This window comes from Streptosporangium album (genome assembly GCF_014203795.1).
GTDB lineage: Bacteria > Actinomycetota > Actinomycetes > Streptosporangiales > Streptosporangiaceae > Streptosporangium > Streptosporangium album.
This window is the reverse complement of the sequence record NZ_JACHJU010000001.1, coordinates 4,101,250-4,122,083: the sequence shown is the minus strand read 5'-3', so window position 1 is coordinate 4,122,083 and position 20,834 is coordinate 4,101,250. Positions and strand designations below refer to the sequence as shown.

19 protein-coding genes are annotated in these 20,834 nt (G+C 68.8%); 5 read left to right on the top strand and 14 right to left on the bottom strand.

All coding sequences use genetic code 11. The features are described 5' to 3' along the window. Window positions 1-21 precede the first annotated feature (21 nt). Together FHR32_RS19980 and FHR32_RS19975 are read right to left on the bottom strand one after the other, a co-directional pair. The gene (locus FHR32_RS19980; protein WP_184755681.1) at window positions 22-624 is read right to left on the bottom strand and encodes an AMIN-like domain-containing (lipo)protein; all 603 of its coding nucleotides are present in this window, start codon (window positions 622-624) and stop codon (window positions 22-24) included. A 229-nt stretch (window positions 625-853) separates the two neighbouring features. Next, window positions 854-2,275: an MFS transporter gene (locus tag FHR32_RS19975; RefSeq protein WP_246466221.1), complete on the bottom strand. Its 1,422-nt coding sequence runs from the start codon at window positions 2,273-2,275 to the stop codon at window positions 854-856. Window positions 2,276-2,362: 87 nt separating this feature from the next. Between FHR32_RS19975 and FHR32_RS19970 the strand changes: the two genes are divergently transcribed. Both FHR32_RS19970 and FHR32_RS19965 read left to right on the top strand, forming a co-directional pair. Continuing rightward, entirely contained in the window at window positions 2,363-2,773 is a 411-nt protein-coding gene (locus tag FHR32_RS19970; protein WP_184755679.1) for a MarR family winged helix-turn-helix transcriptional regulator, read from the top strand. Between the two features lie 200 nt (window positions 2,774-2,973). Then, window positions 2,974-3,231, top strand: a complete 258-nt coding sequence (locus FHR32_RS19965; RefSeq protein WP_184755678.1) for a hypothetical protein — start codon at window positions 2,974-2,976, stop codon at window positions 3,229-3,231. A gap of 12 nt (window positions 3,232-3,243) precedes the next feature. Here FHR32_RS19965 and FHR32_RS19960 read toward each other — a convergent pair whose 3' ends face one another. From FHR32_RS19960 to FHR32_RS19930, 7 genes are all read right to left on the bottom strand, one after another. Then, a complete protein-coding gene (locus tag FHR32_RS19960; protein ID WP_184755677.1) occupies window positions 3,244-4,524 on the bottom strand; it encodes a thymidine phosphorylase in 1,281 nt (426 codons plus the stop codon). Window positions 4,525-4,527: 3 nt separating this feature from the next. After that, window positions 4,528-4,923 carry a cytidine deaminase gene (locus tag FHR32_RS19955; RefSeq protein ID WP_184755676.1) on the bottom strand — a complete coding sequence of 132 codons (396 nt, stop codon included), beginning with the start codon at window positions 4,921-4,923 and terminating at the stop codon, window positions 4,528-4,530. Between the two features lie 61 nt (window positions 4,924-4,984). Next, window positions 4,985-6,262 (bottom strand): ABC transporter permease, encoded by a 1,278-nt coding sequence (locus FHR32_RS19950; protein ID WP_184755675.1) that lies wholly within the window; start codon window positions 6,260-6,262, stop codon window positions 4,985-4,987. Continuing rightward, on the bottom strand, window positions 6,259-7,410 hold the full coding sequence (locus tag FHR32_RS19945; protein WP_184755674.1) for an ABC transporter permease: 1,152 nt from the start codon (window positions 7,408-7,410) through the stop codon (window positions 6,259-6,261). The genes FHR32_RS19950 and FHR32_RS19945 overlap by 4 nt, the downstream gene beginning before the upstream one ends. Window positions 7,411-7,486: 76 nt before the next feature. After that, window positions 7,487-9,010, bottom strand: coding sequence for an ABC transporter ATP-binding protein (locus FHR32_RS19940; RefSeq protein ID WP_184756604.1), 1,524 nt, complete (start codon window positions 9,008-9,010; stop codon window positions 7,487-7,489). A gap of 102 nt (window positions 9,011-9,112) precedes the next feature. Next, window positions 9,113-10,189 (bottom strand): BMP family lipoprotein, encoded by a 1,077-nt coding sequence (locus tag FHR32_RS19935; protein WP_221465477.1) that lies wholly within the window; start codon window positions 10,187-10,189, stop codon window positions 9,113-9,115. A 256-nt stretch (window positions 10,190-10,445) separates the two neighbouring features. After that, window positions 10,446-11,684: an amidohydrolase gene (locus FHR32_RS19930; protein ID WP_184755673.1), complete on the bottom strand. Its 1,239-nt coding sequence runs from the start codon at window positions 11,682-11,684 to the stop codon at window positions 10,446-10,448. Between the two features lie 707 nt (window positions 11,685-12,391). Here FHR32_RS19930 and FHR32_RS19925 point away from each other — a divergent pair. Further along, window positions 12,392-13,735 (top strand): peptide ligase PGM1-related protein, encoded by a 1,344-nt coding sequence (locus tag FHR32_RS19925; RefSeq protein WP_312882489.1) that lies wholly within the window; start codon window positions 12,392-12,394, stop codon window positions 13,733-13,735. On the opposite strand, the gene FHR32_RS19920 is transcribed toward FHR32_RS19925, so the two are convergent. Then, window positions 13,694-13,981 carry an SCO4848 family membrane protein gene (locus FHR32_RS19920; protein WP_312882488.1) on the bottom strand — a complete coding sequence of 96 codons (288 nt, stop codon included), beginning with the start codon at window positions 13,979-13,981 and terminating at the stop codon, window positions 13,694-13,696. The genes FHR32_RS19925 and FHR32_RS19920 overlap by 42 nt on opposite strands. 43 nt (window positions 13,982-14,024) lie before the next feature. Between FHR32_RS19920 and FHR32_RS19915 the strand changes: the two genes are divergently transcribed. Then, on the top strand, window positions 14,025-15,119 hold the full coding sequence (locus FHR32_RS19915) for a D-alanyl-D-alanine carboxypeptidase family protein (RefSeq protein ID WP_246466219.1): 1,095 nt from the start codon (window positions 14,025-14,027) through the stop codon (window positions 15,117-15,119). A gap of 115 nt (window positions 15,120-15,234) precedes the next feature. On the opposite strand, the gene FHR32_RS19910 is transcribed toward FHR32_RS19915, so the two are convergent. From FHR32_RS19910 to FHR32_RS19900, 3 genes are all read right to left on the bottom strand, one after another. Beyond that, window positions 15,235-16,167: a YihY/virulence factor BrkB family protein gene (locus FHR32_RS19910; RefSeq protein ID WP_184755670.1), complete on the bottom strand. Its 933-nt coding sequence runs from the start codon at window positions 16,165-16,167 to the stop codon at window positions 15,235-15,237. A gap of 85 nt (window positions 16,168-16,252) precedes the next feature. Further along, window positions 16,253-17,257, bottom strand: a complete 1,005-nt coding sequence (gene trpS, locus FHR32_RS19905) for a tryptophan--tRNA ligase (RefSeq protein ID WP_184755669.1) — start codon at window positions 17,255-17,257, stop codon at window positions 16,253-16,255. A gap of 14 nt (window positions 17,258-17,271) precedes the next feature. After that, entirely contained in the window at window positions 17,272-18,705 is a 1,434-nt protein-coding gene (locus tag FHR32_RS19900) for a hemolysin family protein (RefSeq protein WP_312882486.1), read from the bottom strand. A 122-nt stretch (window positions 18,706-18,827) separates the two neighbouring features. Between FHR32_RS19900 and galE the strand changes: the two genes are divergently transcribed. Then, on the top strand, window positions 18,828-19,793 hold the full coding sequence (galE, locus tag FHR32_RS19895; protein WP_184755668.1) for a UDP-glucose 4-epimerase GalE: 966 nt from the start codon (window positions 18,828-18,830) through the stop codon (window positions 19,791-19,793). Here galE and FHR32_RS19890 read toward each other — a convergent pair. After that, window positions 19,780-20,655, bottom strand: a complete 876-nt coding sequence (locus tag FHR32_RS19890; RefSeq protein ID WP_184755667.1) for a DUF11 domain-containing protein — start codon at window positions 20,653-20,655, stop codon at window positions 19,780-19,782. The genes galE and FHR32_RS19890 overlap by 14 nt on opposite strands. Window positions 20,656-20,834: the final 179 nt, after the last annotated feature.

Genomic DNA, 20,834 nt, shown 5'->3' with positions numbered 1-20,834 from the left:
AAGGCCAGTTTGTCACTGGTTTCAGTGGGCGACGTCGATGATCAGCCGGTTCGGGGCCTTCTGCTCCGTCACCCGGAACGCCGCCTTGTGGTCGAGGACGATGCCCACGCCCACCACGGCCTCGAAGTCACCGGTCTTGACGACGTTCTGCACGTTGCCCAGTTCGGCCTGGAAGATCGGCCCGCCCACCCAGGTGGGACTGCCCGAATCACTGTGCGCGACGGCGGGGTTCATCGACACCTGGAGGTAGGTCCCTCCCTTGGCGTCGATCGGGTCTCCCGATCCGTCCTGGACCAGTTCGGAGACCCATCGCACGCTGTATCCCGGCAGATCCCCCTTCAGGTCGATCACCACCCGGTCGAACCCGTCGTGCTCGGCGAAACGGGCCCCGGTGACGGTCGGCGGCCTGTCGACGGCCCGTTTGACCTCGACCTCCTTGGTGCTGGTCGGAGGCTTCGGGCCGGCCGCGGAGGTGGCGGAGGGTGAGGAGATCGGCGGACTCGGCGCGGCCGTGACGCCGGACGCGGACGCGGACGAGGCGTCAGGCGATGCGGTGGATCCGCCGCATCCGGCGGCGAACAGGGCGAGGGGGATGAGGGCGAGGGCGACGCGAGTGCGCTTCATAGTGTGCCTCCTGGCTCGTTAGATGCCCCGGACCCGGGAGTGGTTCACCCCGTGGGTGAGATCCGCTGCGTCCAGATCATGACAGGGCGTCAAGCCGGAAGTCGGAGACCGATCCCTCAGATGAACGGCGAAACCGCCGCCGGGACCCCCGTCCCCGGCGGCGGCCGGCTCGCGTGCCGTACGCAGGACGTCTTTTCCGTACGGCACGCGAGCGGTCTCGGAAGGCTTCTCAGACGGTTTCGAGGACCCTCTCGTCCTCGACGGCGAGAGCCGTACGAGGGCGGCGGAGACCGGTGAGGGCGATCACCAGGCCGACCGCTCCGAGGATCGCGGAGACCGTGATCGCGGCACGGAAGCCGTCGATCGGGTCGGCGCTCGTGTTGGAGGTGAGCACCGCCGTCACGATGGCGAGCATCACCGCGCCGCCGACCTGCCCGGAGGTGTTGAGCAGCCCGGAGGCAAGTCCCTGCTCGTCGTCCGCGACACCGTTGGTGGCCTGGATGTTCAGCGAGGGGAAGGACAGGGCGAAGGCGATGCCCAGCAGGACCATGCCGGGGATGATGAGCGCGGCCAGGCTGGGATGACCGTCCACCTGCAGGAAGAAGGCATAGCCGGCGGTCAGCGCGGCCGCGCCGATCACGATGAGCTTGGCGGTGCCGAACCGGTCGGCCAGGTTGCCCATCTTGGTGGACGTCACGGCCACGAGAAGCCCGGCGGGCAGGAACGCCATCGCGGTCTCCAGGGCCGACCAGTGCAGGAAGTTCTGGAAGTACTGCATGGCCACGAACTGGAAGCCGACATAGGAGCCGAACAGGATCACCAGGCCGAGGTTGGCCCGGACGATCGGTCCCGACCGCAGGATGCCGAGCCGTACCAGCGGGTGCTTGACCTTCAGTTCGGTCAGTACGAACACCCCCAGCATGACCGCGGCGGCCCCCAGGGTCGCGATGGTGCGGACCGATCCCCAACCGGCCGAGGGTGCCTCCACCACGCCGAAGACCAGCAGCAGCATCGAGGCGGTGATGGTCGCCGCACCGATGAGGTCATGGCCCCCTTCGGCCCTGTCCTCGTGGTTCTTGGGCAGGAACTTGAGGGCCGCCACCAGCGCGATGATCGCGACGGGGACCGGCATCAGGAAGGTCCAGCGCCAGCCGAGTTCGGTCAGGAAGCCGGAGATGACCAGGCCCAGGGAGAAGCCGCTGGCGCCGGAGGCGGTGAAGATGCTGAGAGCCCTGTTGCGGGCCGGGCCCTCGGCGAAGGTCGTGGTGATGATGGACAGTGCGGCGGGGGCGGTGAAGGCGGCGCTGATCCCCTTGATGAACCGGGCGACGATCAACAGCGTGCCGTCGTTGACCAGCCCGCCCAGCAGGGAGGCCACGGCGAAGAGTGCCAGCGCGACCAGGAAGACCCTGCGCCGCCCGAGCAGGTCGGCGGTGCGCCCGCCGAGCAGGAGCAGGCCGCCGTATCCGAGCACGTAACCACTGACCACCCACTGCAGGGAGGACGTGGACAGGCCGAGGTCGGCCTGGATGGAAGGCAGGGCGACGCCCACCATCGAGACATCGAGTGCGTCGAGGAAAACGACAGCGCAGAGCACCGTGAGCGCGGCCCAGAGGCGCGCATCCCAGCGCCCGTCGTGGGAGGGATTCATGTCGGCCAACAATACATGCAGATGCATCTAATGCAAGCGAATTTAATTCTTGTGCATTAGATGTTCGCGCATGCTATGATCCGCGGCATGAGCGAGGAGTACGTGGTCCGCGCGTGGCGAGATGTGCTGGCCAAACACGCGCTGGCCGCCTGCGTGTTGGAGCGCGAGCTCTCCGAGAGACACGAGCTCGGCATGAGCGAATTCGAGGTTCTGGAGCGCATGGTCGAGGGCGGCCAGAAGAAATACCGCGTCCAGGAGGTGGCCGACGCGGTCCACCTGAGCCAGAGCGCCTGCTCGCGACTGATCGCCCGCCTGGAGAAATCAGGCCTGGTCTGCCGGGGAATGTGCGAGTCCGACCGGCGGGGCGTCTTCGTCCTGATCACCGACGAGGGCCGGGCACGCCACGCGGAGGCCCAGCCCACCCATCGCGCCGTGCTGACCGACGTCTTCGGCCCCGAGTCGTCTGCCCAACCGGCCTGCGCCCCGGCCCGGGTCTGACACGCCCCACCCGCGGCAACCCCGCTCACCGCTGGGACCGTTCTCGCGTTCCGGTGGACGGCGACGATCGCGTCCCACCGGGAGGTGATCGCGCGCCGAACCGTCCGCCGGCCGAACGACCTCTCTGCGAGATCAGCAGAAACGGTGAGACCGTACCGCTGGGAAAAGGGCCGACGCTGTCAGATGGTGGAGATTGACAGATGCTCACCTCCGCCCTGGCCGGCGGTGTCGCATCCACCGACGGCCCGCTGCGAGCACAGCCGGACCTGACGCCGGCGAAGATCCAGGCGACCGCTTCCGCGCCGAGCTCCCTGGAGAGCACACCGGTGATCGCGTCGGCCGTGTCCGTGTCGAACCGGGAATGCGAAACCGGCTGCGAACGCGCCGCTGTCGACCGGCAGGACTCCGCCGTGGACGCGCCGCCCCCGCCAGACACTTGCGGGCCCGGCGGGCCCTGAACAGGGAAAGGGTCAGGCGGTGATGCGGTCGATGACGAGGGGGAGCAGGTCGGGGTCGGCGGTCTCGCCGATGGTGTAGGCGCCCTCCAACGCGCCGAGCGCGCGCTCGAAGCGGGACGTCTCGTCGGCGTGCAGGGTCATCAGCGGCTGGCCCTCACGGACCAGGTCGCCCGGCCTGGCGTGCAGGGTGACGCCCGCGCCGAAGGACACCGGGTCCTCCTTGCGCTCACGGCCCGCGCCGAGCCGCCAGGCGGCCAGGCCCACGCCGTACGCGTCGAGCCGGGACAGCACGCCGGAAGAGGGCGCGGTGATCTGCAGGGTCTCGGCGGCCCTGGGCAGCAGCGCGTCCGGGTCGCCGCCCTGGGCACTGATCATCCGGCGCCAGGCGTCCATCGCCGAACCGTCCTTCAGCGCCTGCTCGGGATCCTTGCCCCCGGACAGGCCGGCGGCCGAAAGCATCTCACGGGCCAGCCGTACGGTCAGCTCGACGACATCGGCGGGACCGCCGCCGGCGAGCACCTCGACGGACTCGGCGACCTCCAGGGCGTTGCCCACGGCCCGGCCGAGCGGCCGGTCCATGGCGGTGAGCAGCGCGACGGTGGTGACCCCGGCGTCGGTGCCCAGCTCGACCATGGTGGTGGCCAGCTCGCGGGCCTGGTCCACGGTCTTCATGAAGGCGCCCGAGCCGACCTTGACGTCCAGCACCAGCGCCCCGGTGCCTTCGGCGATCTTCTTCGACATGATCGAGGAGGCGATCAGCGGGATCGACTCGACGGTGCCGGTGACGTCGCGCAGCGCGTAGAGCTTCTTGTCGGCCGGGGCCAGCCCGTCACCCGCCGCGCAGATGACCGCGCCGGCCTTGCCGAGCACGTCAAGCATCTCGCCGTTGGACAGGGAGGCCCGCCAGCCCCGGATGGACTCCAGCTTGTCCAGGGTGCCGCCGGTGTGGCCGAGCCCCCGGCCCGACAGCTGGGGCACGTAGCCGCCGCACGCGGCGACCAGCGGGGCCAGCGGCAGCGTGATCTTGTCTCCGACGCCGCCGGTGGAGTGCTTGTCGGTGGTACGGCCGGGCAGCGCCGACCAGTCCATCCGGGCCCCGGAGCGGATCATGGCCTGGGTCCACCCGGCGATCTCCCGCCGGTTCATGCCGTTGAGCAGGATCGCCATCGCCAGAGAGGACATCTGCTCATCGGCGACGACCCCTCTGGTGTAGGCGTCGATCACCCAGTCGATCTGCTCGGCGGACAGCTCCCGCCCGTCCCGCTTGGTGACGATGACGTCGATCGCGTCCATGCTCTAGGCCCCCCGGCTCAGATTGTCGGGCCCGAAGGCGTACGGCAGGATCTCCGCCATCGTCTTGGGGCCGTCCACGGTCTCCACCAGCAGCTCGGCGCCGCCGAACTCGAACAGTAGCTGGCGGCAGCGCCCGCACGGCATGAGCAGTTCCTCGTGCCCGTCCACGCAGGTGAACGCGACCAGCCGGCCACCCCCCGTTGCCTGGAGCGCCGACACCAGCCCGCACTCCGCGCACAGCCCGATGCCGTAGGAGGCGTTCTCCACGTTGCAGCCGGACACGATGCGGCCGTCGTCCACCAGCGCGGCGGCGCCGACGGGGAACTTGGAGTAGGGGGCGTAGGCGTTCGCCATTGCCGTTGCGGCCTCCGCCTTCAGCGCGGCCCAGTCGATGGTCATCCGGCTTGCTCCGCTCGCGGGCACGCCGCGGACGGCGTGCCCCTCGTCTCGCTCGATGTGGTCACTTCGCCTGCCCCCTGCGGTACGGCACCCCGTCGGCAGCCGGAGGCCGGAGCCGCTGGGCCGCCAGCGACAGCACCAGCAGGGTGGTGATGTGCGGGGTGACGGAGGTGAACTGGGGCGGGATGGTGTCGGTCAGGGTGAACACGACGAACACCACGATCGCCGCGGCACCGGTGATCAAGGCCGCCCTGGTGCGGTTCTGCCTGACGAGCTGGTAGACCGCCACACCGGCGATCATGATCGCTACCATCAGGAGCAGGGCGTGCACCGACTCGCCGCCCCGGCGGAGCTGGAGCGCGTCGGTGTAGCCGAACAGCGTCGCGCCGGCCGCCAGACCGCCGGGACGCCAGTTACCGAAGATCATGGCGGCGAGGCCGATGAAGCCGCGGCCGCCGGTCTGCCCCTCGCGGTAGGCGCTGGAGGCCACCAGTGACAGGAACGCGCCACCGAGACCCGCGAGGGCGCCGGAGACGACCACCGCGACGTACTTGTAGTAGTAGACGTTGACACCCAGCGACTCCGCCGCCACCGGCCGCTCGCCGCAGGAGCGCAGCCGCAGGCCGAACGCCGTGCGCCAGAGCACATAGAACGTCAGCGGGATCAGCAGGATCGCCAGGAGGGTGAAGAGCGAGACGTTCGTCGTCAGCCCTCGCAGGATGCCTGCCACGTCGGACAGCAGGAACCACTGCTTGGCCTCCAGCGTGGCCAGCGGATCCCCGACCCACGGCAGGCTCACGATGCCCGGCTTGGGAACGGGAGGCGACTGGGAGTCACCGCCGCCCGGCATCTCGGCGAAGGTCACCTTGGACAGGAACTGGGTGACGCCCAGCCCCAGGATGTTGATCGCGACGCCGGAGATGATGTGGTCCACCCCGAACGTCACGGTGGCGATCGCGTGCAGCAGGCCGCCGAGGGCCCCGCCGATCGCACCGGCGACGATGCCCGCCCAGGGGTTGGCGAAGTGGATCGCCCCCCAGGCACCGGCCCAGGTGCCCAGGATCATCATGCCCTCAAGGCCGATGTTGACCACGCCGGCCCGCTCCGACCACAGACCGCCGAGACCGGCCAGGCCGATCGGCACGGCCAGCGCGACTGCCGCGTTGATCGCTCCGGCCGAGGTGAGGTCGACGGCGCCGGTGACGGCCCGGGTGAACGACAGCAGGAGGATGAGCCCGCCGAGGGCGAGCAGGAGGACCTGCCAGGTGAGCTTGAACTTGACGGGTTTTCTCGACTCCTCCAGCGGAGCCTCCGCCAGGGTCGTGGCGCCCTCGCTCATGCCGACGCTCCTTCAGCCTGGGTGGGGGTCCCGCTCGCCAGTTCCTTGCTCACCCGGCGCTGCCCGGCCGAGATCTGGTAGCGGTGGACCAGCTCGTAGGCGATGATCACCGAGAGCACGATCGTGCCCTGCATGATCTGGACGATCTCCGGGGAGATCTCGTGCAGCTGCAGGATGCCCGACGAGGTGTCGAGGAAGGCCCACAGCAACGCGCCGAAGGCGATGCCGATCGGATTGTTACGGCCGAGCAGCGCGATCGCGATGCCGGTGAAGCCCAGTCCCGTGGGGAAGTCCAGGCTGTAGCTGTAGGACGCGCCGAGCAGCTGGGGCATGCCGACCAGGCCCGCCACCGCGCCGGACAGGATCATCGCGACGAGGATCATCTTCTTGACGTTGACGCCGCTGGCCACCGCGGCCGACTCGGATCGGCCGGTGGCGCGCAGGTCGAAGCCGAAGCGGGTCCGGTTGAGCAGCACGTGGTAGAGGATCCCCATGACGATCGCCAGGATGACGAGGCCGAACACCTTGGTCTCGGTGCCGGGGATGATCGCCATGCCGGGCACCTGGCCGGACGGGCCGATCGGCTTGGTGCCGATGTTGTTGCTGCCCGCGACCGAGACCGCGAGGCGGTCCTTGTTGAGGAGCCAGGAGCCGAGCGCGGTGGCGATGGCGTTCAGCATGATCGTGGAGATGACCTCGCTGACGCCGCGCCTGACTTTGAGCAGGCCCGCGATCGACGCCCATCCCGCGCCGACCAGCATGGCGACGAAGATGATGAGGGCGATGTGCAGCGGGGCGGGCAGGACGACCGCGCCGCCCACGGCCGCCGCGGTGAGCGCGGCGAGGCGGTACTGGCCGTCGACGCCGATGTTGAACAGGTTCATCCTGAACCCGATCGCCACCGCGAGCGCGGACAGGTAGTAGGTCGTCGCGGAGTTCAGGGTCAGCACGATCGAGCGCGGCTGCACGCCGTAGTCGACCATGATGCCCAGCGTCTCCAGGGGCGGGTCGCCTGTGATCAGCAGGACGATCGAGGTGATCAGGCCGGCGAAGACGATGGCGAGGATCGGCGCGGCGAGCGACAGCAGGCCGCCGAGCCGGACCCGGCCGAGCAACCGGTCGGTGAAGCTCGACTCCGCGGGGCTCATGCGATCACCCCGGCCGCCCTGTGCGTGCCTTCCGCAGGTGCGCGGAACGCACTCGCCACCTGCGTTGCGTAGATGTTCATGCCGCCTCTCCAGCACCGGTCATGGCAGACCCGAGCTGCTCGGGCGTCACCGTCCGCGGATCCACGTCCGCGACGATACGGCCGCGCAGAATCACCTTCAGCGTGTCCGACAGGCCGATGAGCTCGTCCAGATCCGCTGAGATCAGCAGTACGGCCAGACCTGCGGCACGGGCGGCGCGCAGGTGGTCCCAGATCGCGGCCTGGGCACCGACGTCGACACCACGGGTCGGGTGGGACGCGATCAGGAAGACCGGCTCGCCGCTCATCTCCCGACCGACGATCAGCTTCTGCTGGTTGCCGCCGGACAGGGCGGCGGCGTCCACGTCGATTCCCGGGGTACGGACGTCGTACTCCTCCACGATGCGCTGGGTGTCCTTGCGTGCGCCCGCGCGGTCGATCCAGGGACCCTTGACATTGGGTCGCCGCGTCTGGTGACCGAGGATCCGGTTCTCCCAGAGCGGAGCCTCCAGCAGCAGACCGTGCCGGTGCCGGTCCTCGGGGATGTAGCCGATGCCGGCCTCGCGACGGCGTAGCGTCGACCAGGCGGAGATGTCCTCCTCGCCGAGCCGGATCCCGCCTTCGGCGTCGCGCATGCCCATGATGGCCTCGACGAGCTCGGCCTGGCCGTTGCCCTCGACGCCGGCGATGCCGAGCACCTCGCCCTTGCGGATGTCGAAGTCGACGCCGTCCACGACACGGCGGTCATCCGCCGAGCGGACGGTCAGGTTCCGCACCGACAGGGCGACCACGTCGGTGACGGTGGACTCGCGGGTCTCCGGGCTGGGCAGTTCGCTGCCGACCATGAGCTCGGCCAGCTGCCTGGCGGTCACGCCCTTGGGAGACACGCTGGCCACGGTGGTGCCGCGCCGGATGACGGTGATGGCGTCGGCGACCGAGAGCACCTCGTCCAGCTTGTGCGAGATGAAGATGATCGTGAGGCCCTCACGGACCAGTTCGCGCAGGTTGTCGAAGAGCTCGTCGACCTCCTGCGGCACGAGCACGGCGGTCGGCTCGTCGAGGATGAGGATCCGGGCACCGCGGTAGAGAACCTTGAGGATCTCCACCCGCTGCCGGGCGCCGACACCCAGGTCCTCCACCGTGGCGTCGGGATCGACGCCGAGGCCGTAGGACTCGGAGATCTGCCTGATCTTCTTGCGGGCGGCGCCGAAGTCGATCGCGACCCCGCCGCTGCGGGGTTCACTGCCGAGGATCACGTTCTCCAGCACGGTCAGGTTGTCGGCCAGCATGAAGTGCTGGTGGACCATGCCGACGCCCACCGCGATCGCGTCCGCCGGGGAACGGAAGCTTGTGGCCGTCCCGTTGACACGGATCTCACCCTCGTCGGGGCGCTGCATGCCGTACAAGATCTTCATGAGGGTGGACTTGCCCGCGCCGTTCTCGCCGACGACGGCATGCACATGACCCTGCTGTACAGATAGGGAGATGTCGCGGTTGGCCACGACGCCGGGGAATCGTTTTGTGATTCCCTCGAGTTCGACGGCCGGGGTCGAGGTGCTGATGACGGCCTCCTCCGCACGGATGGCCCTGTGACGGAACGTGATGGTGACGATCGGCCAAAGGGCCCGGGGGAATTGTCCGCCGGGCCCTTTATTAGTACCAGGTCAGGAGTTCTTGTCCGGCACGGTGATCTCGCCGGAGATGATCTTCTGCTTGTACTCGTCGAGCTTCGACTTGATCTTGTCGACCTGGCCGCCGGTGGTGGAGTAGTCGACGCCGCCGGCCTTGAGGTCGTAGACCGTCGAGCCGGACTTCACCGAGTTGGTGGTGTAGCCCTTCAGGAAGTCGAAGACTGCGACGTCGACCTTCTTGAGCATGGAGGTCATGATGACACCCTGCACCTCGGGGGCCGCGGTCTTGGCCTGGTCGGAGTCGACGCCGATGGCCAGGCCGTTGGCCGCCTTGGCGGCCTCGAACACGCCGCTACCGGACCCACCCGCGGCCTGGTAGACCACGTCGGCTCCCGCGTCGAACATGCCTTCGGCCGCGGTCTTGCCCTTGGCCGGGTCGGCGAAGCCACCGAAGTCCGGCGGCTCGGTCAGGTACTTGCTGTCGATCTTGATGTCGGCCTTGACCGCCTTGGCGCCGGCGGCGAAGCCCGCCTCGAACTTCTCGATCAGCGGCACCCGGACGCCGCCGACGAAGCCCACGTGGTTCTTCTTGCTGGTCAGCGCCGCGGCGGCACCGACGAGGAAGGACCCCTCGTGCTCGGCGAAGAGCAGGTTGGAGATGTTGGCACCGGTCGCGTCGGCGTCGTCCACGATGGCGAACTTGACGTCCGGGAACTCGGCGGCGACCTTCTTCAGCGGTCCCGAGTAGGCGAAACCGATGGCGATGATCGGGTTGTAGCCGCCGGAGGCGAGCAGCCGCAGCCGTTCCTCCTTGGCCGCCTCGGTCTCGCCGTTGCCGGCTTCGAGCTCCTTGGTCTCCGCGAGACCGAGCTCGGACTTGGCCTTGTCCAGACCTGCGGCGGCGGCGTCGTTGAACGACTGGTCGCCACGGCCGCCGATGTCATAGGCCAAGCCGACCTTCCCGCCCGCTGCGGCCGGGGCGCCGCTGGCGCCGTCGGCCGGTTTGGCCGAGGTGGCCGGCTCGTCGCTTCCACCACACGCGGCAGCTCCCATGAGCATGGTGCCCACCAGTGTGGTCGCTGCCAGCTTGCCGAATCGGTTCTGAAGCAAGATGGACTCCCTTCGCGTTTCAGTGCACGCGCGAAGAGACGCACGGCAACCCTGCACGGAAGATAGTTGGTTGACCAGCATTGACCAAACCAGCACACGAGTCCGCAATACGTCTGTTATGCAGCTCAGGCCGCCCTGTGACACACGGAGACGGCCTGACGCTACCGGCGGGTAGCGTCAGGCCGTCTTCACGGCCCCGTCACGGTGGGGCCATTCCGCTGTCACCGGTGTCTCCCGGCAGGTCGACGCTTCCCCTTCAGGCCATCGCGATGCCCGCGACGGGCTCGTGCGAACCGGGGCGCTGCCCCTCCCAGAGTGCGGTCAGCGCGGTCGCCGCCAGGAATCGCACGCCGGTGCCGATGCAGGCCTCGTCCACGTCGAAGGTGCCCTGGTGGATGTCCCCCATCTGGAGCGAACCCGGCTTACGGGTGCCCAGCCGGGCGAAGGCGCCGGGGATGGACTCGAGATACCAGCCGAAGTCCTCGCCGCCCAGGCTCTGCTGCGTCGGCACCGCGGCGCCCTCCCCGAGGACGCCCGCCGCAGCCTCGGTCAGCATCTGCACGCTGACCTCGTCGTTGACCACCGGTGGCACGCCACGGACGTAGTCCATCCGGGCCTCGACGCCGTAGGCGCCGGCGACCGAGTCGAGCAGCGCCTTGATCAGGTCGGGAGCGGCGTGCCAGGCGTCCTCGTCCAGGCAGCGCACGGTGCCCTCGGCGACGCCGTCGTCCGGGATCGCGTTGGCCACCGAGCCCGCTTCGACCCGGCCCCAGACCAGGCTCAGCGACGAGCGGGGGTCCACCCGGCGGGACAGCCCCGCGGGCAGCTCCGTAAGGATCTTGGCGAGGGCGAAGACCAGGTCGGCGGTGAGGTGCGGCCGGGCGGTGTGCCCGCCGGGACCACTCACCCGGATCGCGACCTTGTCGCAGGCGGAGGTGATCGGACCGGCCTTGAGGCCGACCTTGCCGACGTCCACCCGGGGGTCGCAGTGCAGACCGAAGATCCGGTCGACACCGCTGATGCCGCCCGAGGCCATGACCTCCAGCGCCCCGCCGGGGAGCTCCTCGGCGGGCTGGAAGATCAGCCGGACCCTGCCGGGCAGCAGCCCGGCCGCCGACTGCTGAGCCAGGAAAAGGGCTGTGCCGAGCAGGATCGTGGTGTGCACGTCGTGGCCGCAGGCGTGGCACACGCCGGGGACGGTGGAGCTGTAGGGAACGTCCTTCTCGTCCGGCACGGGCAGTGCGTCGATGTCGGCCCGCAGCGCCACGGTCGGCCCGTCACCGCTGCCGACCTCACAGATCAGGCCGGTGCCGCGCGGGAGAACCGAGGGGACGAGGCCGGCCGCGATCAGGCGGTCGGCGATACGCTGTGTCGTACGGTATTCAGCGAACGCGAGCTCGGGATGCATGTGCAGGTCACGACGGAAGTCGATCAGTTCCTGCTCACGCCCGGCGAGGAACGTGTCGAGTTCTCCCCGAAAATTACGCCCCCGCATTGGTCACCATCCCATCCGCGCCAGCAGTCTGAATCGTCGACGCACCGTGCCACTGCCCAGAATCACGGGATCCATGAAGCAGTCCGAAAAAATGATCGTCGTGTCGATGGGCCGGGGTAGATGCCGCGGGCCACACCAGTACGACTGTTGACATCCTCCCCTCCCCGGAGGGAGGGGATTCCCACGGTCACCCGTGAGGCTTCCTGCTTCACCGCCGGTCGCCCGCCCGGAAGGATCTCCGTTGAGGTCTTACACCAGCTCCACAGGCGTTTCACCTCTCCGCCAGCCCGGCGGCGAGGGCGTTGCCGATCACGCAAGCGACAGACCGGTGTGAGGCCACCGGCGTGCTGGCGATGACATCGACTTTATCCCTCCTCAGCGACAGCCCGCCGACATCTACGCCAAATGTTTTGCCGTCCCACCCCCTGCTTCCGTGACTCCTGGCCCACTCGGACCAGGCCTGATGGCCCGGATGGGCTAGGGGTGGTAGCCGTACCGGGTGGTGCCATCACGGCAGTGGCCGGTAGCGGCCCTGTTGAAACATCGACGACCTGGCAATTTACGTGACCTCAGGTGCCGGTCATCGCACCCGAGGGAGTGATGCAAACGAGAAGAATGCGTGCTTCACTCCGCATATGATCACTAACATCCCATTCGCGGAGAAGCATGCAAAGTTAAGCCTCTTCGAACCGAACGAGGGGACCCTGGTGGTCATCCCGTCGCTGTCGCTCCCCCAAGACGAGCTACGGAGGATCACCGGCGCCCTGTGCTATGAGGAACGGCTGCTGTTTCTCCTGCTCACGCTCAGGCAACCGGACGTGGAGGTCATCTACCTCTCCTCGATGCCGGTGGACACCGCGATCGTGGACTACTACCTGAGCTTCCTCGACGACCCCGACGAGGCCCGCACCCGCCTGCAAATGATCAGTTTGGGTGATCCGCACACCAACCCCCTCACCGTGTCGCTGCTGCGCCGCCCGGATGTCCTCGCGCGGATCCGCTCGCCGCTCGGCCGCGCGACGGGCGCGTGGATGGTGCCGTTCGTGGTCAGCGAGCATGAGGAGCGGCTCGCCGAGGTCCTGGGCCTGCCGATCTACGGCCCGGCCACCTCGCTGGCCCACCTGGGGTCCAAGAGCGGTGGGCGCGTGATCGGCGAGGAGGCCGGGGTGCCCATGCCCCGCGGCTTCGCCGACCTGCGGTCGCTGACCGAGGTGGAGCACGCGGCCCGCGCGCTGAGTCCCACGTCCAAGCTGATGGTGAAGCTCAACAACAGCTACTCCGGGCTGGGCAACGCCATCGTGATCAAGGATGAGCGGCCGCTCACCGCCTGTCCCACCAGCTTCTCCGCGGCGCACGAGACCTGGACGACGTTCGCCGAGAAGATCGCCGAGCGGGGTGCGGTGATCGAGGAGTTCGTCGACGACCTGTCGCTGCGCTCCCCCAGTGCCCTGGCCAGGATCACTCCCGGCGGCGTCTATGACGTGGTCGCCACGCACGAGCAGATTCTCGGCGGCCCGAACGGCGACGTCTACCAGGGGTGCTCCTTCCCCGCGCGGTCGGCCTACCGCACCCAGGTCGGCGAGTGCGCCGAGCAGATCGCCCGGGTCCTCGCCAGACGGGGTGTGGTGGGTCTGTTCGGCATGGACTTCTTCGCCGTCAAGACCGACGCCGGCTACCGGCCCCTGCTGTGCGAGATCAACCTGCGCATCGGCGGGACCACCCACCCGTTCGGCGCCGCGCTGCTGACCACCGGCGCCGCCTACGATCCCGATGCCGGCACGCTCATGCACGACGGCCAGCCCAAGTACTACATGGCGACCGACAACTGCACCTCGGCCGGGCTGCGAGGCCGTACACCCGGAGAGGTCGTCAAGCTGGTCCAGGACAGGGGTCTCGGCTTCGACCACGAGTCCCGGACGGGCAACGTCCTGCACCTGCTCGGTGCGGTTCCGGAGTACGGCAAGCTCGGCTTCACCAGCATCGGCAACTCGGCCGAGGAGGCCGCCGAGCTACATCGGAGGACCCTGCTCGCGCTCTGCCCGTCCACGTAGGCCGGTCAGTCCGCGCAGGCCGATCACACCGAGCACGATCCCCACGACGATGTTCACGGCGACCAGGATGCCGTGCACCACGTAGAAGGCCGTCGGATGGCCGTCCGCGAGGTTGAAGGCGAGATTGATCCATTCAAAGATCATGAAAGCCGCGACGGCGATCAGAAATCCAGCGATCTTTCGCGATATTTGCATGACATCAGTATTCCGTTGCCAGCTCTGTTCCCTGGTCAGCGTGTGGGTCACCTCATGCGAATCTGCACGAAGCTACCCTGAGATCACTATGGGGATGAAACATGTCGCACCCGTCGTGGTGCTGCTTGCGGCGACCGTCTTTCTGGGCGGTCCCGCACATGCCGAGACAGAGCCTGTCGGCGGCACCCACCTCGGCGAGCGCGGCCTCATCGTCTCGCAGGGAGTGAAGGCACCCCCGAAGACGGCCGCCCGGTCCTACGTGATCGCGGACGCCGACACCGGAGAGGTGCTGGCCGCAAAGGATCCCCACGGGCGCTTTCTGCCCGCGAGCACGCTCAAGGCGCTGACCGCGCTCACCCTCATCCCGAAGCTCGACAAGGATCGGAAGGTCAGGCCGAGCAACCGCGCCGTGAACGAGGAGGGCAGCGCCGTCGGCCTGGTCTCCAAGCCCATCTACACCGTTGAGGACCTGTTCAAGGCGATGTTGCTGGTCTCGGGCAACGACGCGGCGATGGCGCTGGCCGAGGCCAACGGCGGCCTGGCCAAGACGCTGCAGGACATGAACTCCGAGGCCAAGCGGATCCAGGCCTTCGACACCGTGGCCAAGACGCCGAACGGGCTGGACAAGCCCGGCCAGAGCAGCTCGGCCTACGACCTGGCGTTGATCGCCCGGGCCGGGCTGGCCAACCACGATTTTCAGCGATATATCAGCATGAAGACTGACAAGTTTCCGGCCCCCAAGGGCTACTACGAGATCGGCAACCACAACAAGCTGCTCTGGCGTTACAAGGGCATGATCGGCGTCAAGAACGGCTGGACGTCCAAAGCACTGGGCAGCTTCGTCGGCGCGGCCAGGCGCAACGGTCACACGATCATCGTGTCGATCATGCGGCACGACGGCTACTTCTGGGACGAGGTCGCCGGCCTGCTCGACTGGGGTTTCGCCAACCGCGGCAAGGTCGCCCCGGTCGGCCGGCTGGTGGACCCGGTCCCCGACGCCGCGCCCCTGCCGACCCTCCCGGCCGCACCGAACGTGTCGAGGACATCGCCGAACCCCCTTCCCACCGCGACGCTCGGAGCCGAGCGCGGTTCACAGACGGTCCTCCACGTGAGCATCGCCCTGCTGGGCACCGTCCTGATCGGCGGCACGATCTGGCTGGTGTACGGCTTGCGCAGGCGACCCCGCTAGGTACCGGCCCGGCGGCCCGCAAGCGGCCCCAGGAGCCATGGGGCCACCCCGATGACACAAAGGGACATAAAAGGCATTAAAGCCTCTCAAAATTGCACTGAGGCCGCCGGGGCGCCTACACGGGGGCGTTGCCGCCGGGGATCGGGGTGGGCGCGGGCGGGGGGCCGAGCGACGCGGTCTCCGTCCAGGCCGCCGAGTAGAGGATGACCCGGACCGACAGGTTGATCCAGATCAGTAACCCGACCATCACCGCGAACACCCCGTAGATGGGGTTGTTCAGCGTACTGCTGAGAATCAGCGCGGCGAGCTGCTTGAGGAGCCCGTAGGCCAGGGCGCCCAGCAGCGCGCCGCGGAATATCACCCGGAACGGCTGCCTCGACTGGCCCATCCAGCGCAGAATGATCATGAAGAGGGCGATGTCGGCCAGCACGCTGACCGCCAGGCCGGCGAGCCAGACCGAGCCGCTGCCGATCACCGACCGCGACAGCCCCAGCCAGGAGGCCACTGTCCCGCTGGCCTGGGTGGCGAAGCCTCCCACCAGCACCGAGGCGACCGCCGTGATGCCGATCAGGACCAGGGCGGCCAGGTTGCGGAGCTTGGCCAGGAAGAAGTTGAGGGGCGCCTCGGCGGTCATGGACATCTCGCGGAGCGCGTCCCGCAGTGCGTCGATCGCGCCGAGCCCGGCATAGAGCAGGCCGACCAGGCCGATGATCCCGGCGCTGGCCCGCGAGTCGGCGATCTGCTGGATCGGGAGCTGGTCGGCCAGCCCGGGCAGATACTGGTTGATGGCCTTCTGCAGGGTCTTGACGGCGTCATGATTGACGGACAGGAAGAAGCCGAAGACCGCGAACGCCAGCGCGATGATCGGGAAGAACGACAGGAACGCGAAGTAGGTCACCGCTCCGGCCAGCCGGTCACCGGACTGGATCTGGTAGCGCTGCACGGTCCTGACCAGATGGTCGAACCAGGGCCACCGGACCCTGGCGGAGCCGAGTTTCGACCGGCCCCACTCACGGACCGCCACGATGCGTTCCTGCACGCCTGCCACCCGGGTCACCTACCCCGTCACGGCCCCGTCGTGCGTAAAGACGGCCATGTCCCGCGGACGATCTCCGGATCCCACCTGCCGCGGATCAGGGGGCCGGCAGGAAGCCCACCCGGTCGCGGACCTTGGCCATGGTCTCGGCGGCCACGGCACGGGCCCGCGTGGCGCCGGCGGCGAGCATCCTGTCGAGCTCGGCCTCGTCGGCCAGCAGCTTCTCGGTGCGCTCCCGGATCGGCGTGAAGGTCTCCGTGACGGCCTCGGCCACGTCCTTCTTGAAGGTGCCGTACCCCTGTCCGGCGTAGCGGGCCTCAAGCTCGGGGATCGGCGTTCCGGTCAGCGCGGACTGGATGCGCAGCAGGTTGGTGATGCCGGGCTTGTTCTCATCGTCGGCGAGGACCTCGGAGCCCGTGTCGGTGACCGCGCGCATGACCTTCTTGCGGAGCGGCCCCGGCTGCTCCAGCAGGTCCAGGATGCCGCCCGGCGAGGATGACGACTTGGACATCTTGGCCGTGGGGTCCTGCAGATCGGTGATCTTCTCGACGCCCTCGACGATGTGCGGCTTGGGCAGCGTGAAGGTCTCGCCGAAGCGATGGTTGAAGCGCTGCGCGAGGTCGCGGGTGAGCTCCAGGTGCTGCTTCTGGTCGGCTCCGACCGGGACCTTGTCGGCCTGGTAGAGCAGGATGTCGGCGGCCTGCAGGATCGGGTAGGTGAACAGGCCGACGCTGGCCGAGCTCTCACCGGACTTCGCCGACTTGTCCTTGAACTGGGTCATCCGGCCGGCCTCGCCCATGCCGGTGAGACAGATCAGCACCCAGGCCAGCTCGGTGTGCTCGCGCACGTGACTCTGCACGAAGACCGTGGAGCGCTCCGGGTCGAGTCCGGCGGCGAAGAGCTGGGCCGCGGCGATTCTGGAGCGTCTGCGCAACGTCTCCGGCTGGTAGTCCACCGTGATCGCGTGCAGGTCGACGACGCAGTAGAACGCGTCATACCCCTCCTGCATGGCGACGTACTGCCGCACGGCACCGAGGTAGTTGCCCAGGTGGAAGGAGTCGGCGGTGGGCTGGATGCCGGACAGGACACGAGGACTGGCCATAGCAGGTAATTGTGTCAGGTGTCGGGAGTGGTCGGCGCCCCCGGCTCGGCCGAGGCCGGTTTTCCCTTCCCGCTGGAGCCGGGAGTCTCCGGCGGGGGGGCCGCCGGCGTGTCCGGCCCGGCGGAGCCGGGCTCGTCCGGCCCCGGGGAGGCCGACGTGTCCGGCGGGGAGACGCGGTGTTTGATGCGGACCCGCGAGACCCTGCGGCCGTCCATGTCGGTGACCGACATCTCGAACCCGGGGATCTCCACCCGCTCCCCGAGCGTCGGCAGATGCCCCAGAGCCGCCATGACGAACCCGCCCAGGGTCTCGTAGGGGCCCTCGGCCAGCCGGATCCCGGTCTCGGTCGCCACCTCGTCGAGGTTGGCCAGCCCGTCCAGCTCGACCTCCCCGGCGGGCAGCACCACCTGCTTGTCCTCGATGTCGTGCTCGTCGCGGATGTCGCCGACGAGCTCCTCCACCAGGTCCTCCATGGTGACGATGCCGGCGGTGCCACCGTACTCGTCCACCACGATCGCCAGGTGGTGTCCCTCGTCGCGCATCTCCGACAGGGTGGCCAGCACCCGCTTGGTCGTGGGGACCAGCTTGACCGGGCGGATCGGCACCAGCTCGCTGATCGGCTCGATGGACCCGGTCAGCACCGGATCGAGCAGGTCCCTGATGTGGATGAAGCCGATGATGTCGTCGTAGGAGTCACGGTAGATGGGGAAACGGGAGTGCGGCATGGCCGCGGCCAGCACGGCGGCCTCGGCCAGCGGGGTGTCGACGGCCATGAACTCCACCTCCGTGCGGGGCAGCATCACCTCGCGGAGCTGCCGCTTACCCGCCGCGAAGACCTCCGCGATCAGGTGCCGCTCGTCCGGGGCGAGCTCATGGTGACCCACCACCATGTCACGGAGCTCCTCGGTGGAGATCTCCTCCCGGTCCGCCTCGGGGTCGCCGCCGAGGAGCTTGACCACACCGTCGGTGGATTTGGAGAGCGCCCAGATGATCGGCCGTGACAGCGCGGCCATCCGGTCCAGGAACGGCGCGACCAGCAGCGAGATCCCCTCGGCGCGCTGCCTGGCGATCCGCTTGGGCGCGAGCTCACCCAGCACCAGAGAGGCATAGGAGATCGCCAGAGTCACCAGCACGAGGGAGAGCGGGGCCGCGACGGCCGGTGGCACGCCCCACCCGCCCACGATCGGGAGGAGGTCCCGGGCCAGGGTGTCGGCGCCGAACGCCGCCGACAGCATGGTCGCCACGGTGACGCCGATCTGCACCGCGGACAGGAAGCGGTTGGGGTCGCGGGCGAGCTTGGCCGCCCGTGCTCCTCTGCGGCCCCGGGTGTCGAGCCTGCGCACCTGGCTCTCCCGGAGGGAGACCATGGCCATTTCCGCGGCGGCGAAGAACCCCCCGATCACCACGAAAAGCATGACCAGGGCGGCGTTCGCCAGGACGCTGTTCACGAGACTGTCTCCGTCATGGCCGTCGCCCGTTCCGACAGTGGCCGATATTCGATGTGCCAGCATATGCTGGCAGTAGCCTTACAAAAATAAACAGATTCCAACAACATCAAACAGGAGGCTCCGTGAAGCTGCTGGTCACCGGAGGCGCTGGATACATCGGTAGCGTCGTCGCGGCGCAGCTCGTCGAGGCGGGTCATCAGGTCACCGTGCTGGACGACCTCTCCACCGGCCACGCGGACGCGGTGCCGGCGGGCGCGCGCTTCGTCGAGGGGTCGATCACCGAGGCCGCGGACGTGCTGCCGGGAATGGACGGCGTGCTTCACTTCGCGGCGAAGTCCCTGGTCGGCGAATCGGTGGAGAGGCCGGCTCTCTACTGGACGCACAACCTCGGCGGCACCCTCGCCCTGCTCGACGCCATGCGCACCGCCGGGGTCGGCCGGATCGTGTTCTCCTCCACCGCCGCCACGTACGGCGAGCCGGAGCGCTCCCCGGTCCAGGAGGGCGACCCCACCCGCCCGACCAACCCCTACGGCGCGTCCAAGCTGGCGGTCGACACCGCGCTGACCACGTTCGCCGGGCTGTACGGCCTGGCCGCGGTCAGCCTGCGCTACTTCAACGTCGGCGGTTCCCACACCGGCGGAGACGGACGGGTCTACCGCGAACGCCACACCGTGGAGACCCACCTGATCCCTAACGTCCTCGCCGTCGCACTCGGCGGGCGCGAGTCGGTCAGCGTGTTCGGCACGGACTACCCCACTCCGGACGGGACATGCGTCCGCGACTACATCCATGTGGCCGATCTGGCCAGGGCTCACCTGCTGGCGCTGGAGGCCTGCTCGGCGGGGGAGCACAAGATCTACAACCTGGGCAGCGGCACGGGCTTCTCGGTACGGGAGGTCCTGTCGGTCTGCCGTGAGGTGACCGGGCACGAGATCCCCGAGGTGGTGTGCGAGCGCCGCGCCGGAGACCCGGCGGTGCTGGTCGCCTCTTCCGAGAAGATCCAGCGAGAGCTCGGATGGAAGCCGGAGCACCCGTCCGTCCGGGACATCGTCTCCGACGCCTGGACGGTCCTGCCTAACGCAGGTTGATCGGAACCTTTGGGCGAAGACCCCCGGATTCATCTGACTTCGGCCGTATGGAGGTCAGGCGGGCCATGTTGTTCGCGGGGTGGCGGTCTCCCACATGAATGGAGTAGACCGTCGCCTTGGCCCGCAGCGCGCGCCGGTGGGCGCGGAAGGCGAGCCGCAGGCGGACCCGGTTGCCGGAGCGGATCGCGTGCAGCCTGCAGCCGACGAGGCCGGGATACGAACGACACCGCGCCCCCATCGCCGACAGGAAGCGCGCCCTGCGGGTGTGGAAGAACAGCGCGGCGTCGCGGACGGCCTGCGGCCCCCGGTTGCGGACCACCGCACCCATCGTGATCAGCCGGCCTGCGCGCGCCCTGCGCGACAGCCGGACCGCCAGGTCCGCGCCCTGGTCCACATCGGTCAGTGTCCGGGAGGAGTTGTTCGCCTCGTTCTCGTCCACGATCTCCGAGGAGAGCGTCGCGGTCGCCTCCAGCGGGCCGCGCGCGCCCGGACGGACCAGACCGCTGATCGTCACTCCCCCGATGCCACCGGCCACCACGTCATGCTCGGAGGGACAGACCACCTCGTTGGCCGTGCTGCCCGGACGACATTCCGCGACGTTGACGCGGAGGATCTCCACTCCCTCGGGCAGCCGGATGGTGAGCAGGGGCAGCACGGCGTCCTCGGGTCCGGTGTTCCGCACCTCGGCGCGGTAGAGCAGCGGCTGCCCGGGCTGCGCGACCTTCGGCAAGGTGTCCATCCGCACCGACAGGTCCGCGCCCATCGGACTGTCGTCCCCGGGCTCCGCCGGCACCGTCCCCGGTGCTCCGACGAGAGCAAGACTGATGATTCCCGCGACGACCCGCGCCGCACCATGCGCCATGAACACCGATCCCCCGACCCTCAATGATCATTTAACGCCGAGCGCCGTTTCGCCACACGATCGACACGCCGCCGATCCGCCATAGAGGGATCTTCTGGGGAGCAGGGCGCCCCCGGCCGGAGTCGGAGCGGCCGGGGCACCGGGACGCGGAAAGGGGCCCCGGCGGACCGGGACCCCTT